The organism is Streptomyces sp. NPDC056296 (assembly GCF_042268605.1).
Taxonomy (GTDB): domain Bacteria; phylum Actinomycetota; class Actinomycetes; order Streptomycetales; family Streptomycetaceae; genus Streptomyces.
Window position 1 is genome coordinate 1 of record NZ_JBHJRX010000087.1, and the last position, 2,407, is coordinate 2,407.

Sequence of the window (2,407 nt, forward strand, 5' to 3'; positions counted from 1 at the left end):
GCTCCTTCACCCCCGCAAGATCATCGCGTCCAACAGCCACGGTCCTCGCAACTCCCACAGATCGCGGGTGTTGCGAGGACCGTTAGAACCCAAGCACCGAGTCGGTGAGCGGGGCCCGTGTCGTTTCCGCGTCGCGGGACTACTGCTCGGCCAGAACCGCCTCGGCGTCCAGCGTGACGCCGACGGCCTCGATCACGGCGGCGATCTTGAACGCCTCCTGGATCGTCTCGCGGTCCACACCGGCCTTGCGGAGCACCTGCTCGTGCGAGTCCAGGCACATGCCGCAGCCGTTGATGGCGGACACCGCGAAGGACCACAGCTCGAAGTCGACCTTGTCGACGCCCGGGTTGCCGATGACGTTCATCCGCAGACCGGCGCGCAGGGTGCCGTACTCGTGGTCCGACAGCAGGTGCCGGGTGCGGTAGAAGACGTTGTTCATCGCCATGACGGCGGCGGCCGACTTGGCGGCCGAGTACGCCTCGGGCGTGAGGTTCGCCTTCGCCTCCGGCTCCAGCTCACGCAGCACGATGGGGGAGCGCGAGGCGATGGCGGTCGCCAGCACGGTGCCCCACAGCTGCTGCGCCGGGAGGTCGGAGTTGCCGATGACCGAGCCCAGGTTGAGCTTCAGGTCCTTGGCGTAGTCCGGTACGGCGGACTTCAGGGAGTCGAGCGACATGTCAGCTCACTCCCCCGACAGCAGCGCGACCGGGTCCAGGGTCTCGTCGCCCTGGCTCCAGTTGCACGGGCAGAGCTCGTCGGTCTGCAGGGCGTCGAGGACCCGCAGGACCTCCTTGGGGTTACGGCCGACGGAGCCGGCGGTGACCATCGTGAACTGGATCTCGTTGTTCTGGTCCACGATGAAGACCGCGCGCTGCGCGAAGCCGTCCTCGCCCTCGATGCCGAGGTCACGCATCAGCTCGTGCTTCGAGTCGGCCATCATCGGGAACGGCAGGTCGGTCAGGTCCGGGTGGTCCTTGCGCCAGGCGTGGTGGACGAACTCGGAGTCGCCGGAGAAGCCGAGCACCTGGGCGTCACGGTCGGCGAACTCTTCGTTCAGCTTGCCGAACGCGGCGATCTCGGTCGGGCACACGAAGGTGAAGTCCTTGGGCCACGCGAAGACGACCTTCCACTGACCCTCGTAGGTCTTGTGGTTGATCTGCTGGAACTCCTTGCCCTTCTCCAGCGAGACGCAGGCGGTCAGATCGAACTCGGGGAACTTGTCACCGACAGTGAGCACACGCTCTCCAAAAGTGCAGCGAAGAAACACCCGTTTCGCGAGTGTTTCCCATGGGTTGGACGTTATTGATGTTGGCACAGGGTGCATTGATTACGGAAATAGCTACACTCGGTCGAGTTGATCGGAGGTGGCTATTAGTGACAGGTAAGAAGAGACAGCCCAGCCTCGCCCAGCTGCGGGCTTTCGCCGCGGTCGCCGAGCACCTGCATTTCCGCGATGCCGCCGCCGCGATCGGCATGAGCCAGCCCGCGCTCTCGGGCGCCGTTTCGGCGTTGGAGGAGGCACTGGGTGTCACTCTGCTGGAGCGTACGACGCGCAAGGTGCTGCTCTCGCGCGCCGGCGAACGGCTCGCGGTACGGACGAAGGCGGTACTCGCGGAGGTCGGCGCGCTGCTGGAGGAGGCGGAGGCGGTGCGGGCGCCGTTCACCGGGGCGCTGCGGCTCGGGGTCATCCCGACGGTGGCGCCGTATCTGCTGCCGACGGTGCTGCGGCTGGTCCACGACCGCTACCCGGACCTGGACCTCCAGGTCCACGAGGAGCAGACGGCGAGCCTGCTGGACGGTCTCACGTCCGGCCGCCTCGACCTGCTCCTGCTGGCGGTACCGCTCGGCGTCCCCGGAGTGACGGAGCTCCCGCTCTTCGACGAGGACTTCGTGCTCGTCACCCCGCTCGACCACCGGCTCGGGGGCCGGGAGGGCATCGAGCGCGCCGTGCTGCGCGAGCTGAAGCTGCTGCTGCTCGACGAGGGGCACTGCCTGCGCGACCAGGCACTGGACATCTGCCGTGAGGCGGGCCGTGCGGGCGTCCCGGCGACGACGACGGCCGCCGGTCTGTCGACGCTGGTGCAGCTCGTGGCGGGCGGCCTGGGCGTGACGCTGCTGCCGCGTACGGCGGTCCGCGTGGAGACGAGCCGCTCCAGCCAGCTCCTCACCGGCTCCTTCGCCGACCCGGCCCCCACCCGCCGCATCGCCCTCGCCATGCGCACGGGCGCGGCGCGCTCCGCGGAGTACGAGGAACTGGCGGCGGCCCTCCGGGAGGCGATGGAGGACCTGCCGGTACGGACGGTGCACGCCTGAGGGCACGCCGGGCCCGGTGAACTCCGGCCCGAGTGCCCCCGGCCCCGAGTGCCCCCGGCCCCGAGTGCCCCCGGCCCCGAGTGCCCCCGGCCCG

At 69.1% G+C, this 2,407-nt stretch carries 3 protein-coding genes; 1 reads left to right on the plus strand and 2 read right to left on the minus strand.

Annotated features, from left to right (window positions below; genetic code table 11):
* Nucleotides 1–139: 139 nt before the first annotated feature.
* Together ACFCZF_RS37905 and ACFCZF_RS37910 are read right to left on the minus strand one after the other, a co-directional pair.
* Entirely contained in the window at nucleotides 140–676 is a 537-nt protein-coding gene (locus ACFCZF_RS37905) for an alkyl hydroperoxide reductase (RefSeq protein ID WP_376675533.1), read from the minus strand.
* 6 nt (nucleotides 677–682) lie between these two features.
* The gene (locus ACFCZF_RS37910; RefSeq protein WP_375924089.1) at nucleotides 683–1,237 is read right to left on the minus strand and encodes a peroxiredoxin; all 555 of its coding nucleotides are present in this window, start codon (nucleotides 1,235–1,237) and stop codon (nucleotides 683–685) included.
* Nucleotides 1,238–1,374: 137 nt separating this feature from the next.
* Between ACFCZF_RS37910 and ACFCZF_RS37915 the strand changes: the two genes are divergently transcribed.
* On the plus strand, nucleotides 1,375–2,313 hold the full coding sequence (locus ACFCZF_RS37915; protein WP_376675534.1) for a LysR substrate-binding domain-containing protein: 939 nt from the start codon (nucleotides 1,375–1,377) through the stop codon (nucleotides 2,311–2,313).
* Nucleotides 2,314–2,407 lie beyond the last annotated feature (94 nt).

Coding starts and splice junctions, on each gene's coding strand:
- ACFCZF_RS37905 (WP_376675533.1), bottom strand. CDS start 676: ATGTCGCTCGACTCCCTGAAGTCCGCCGTACCGGACTACGCCAAGGAC.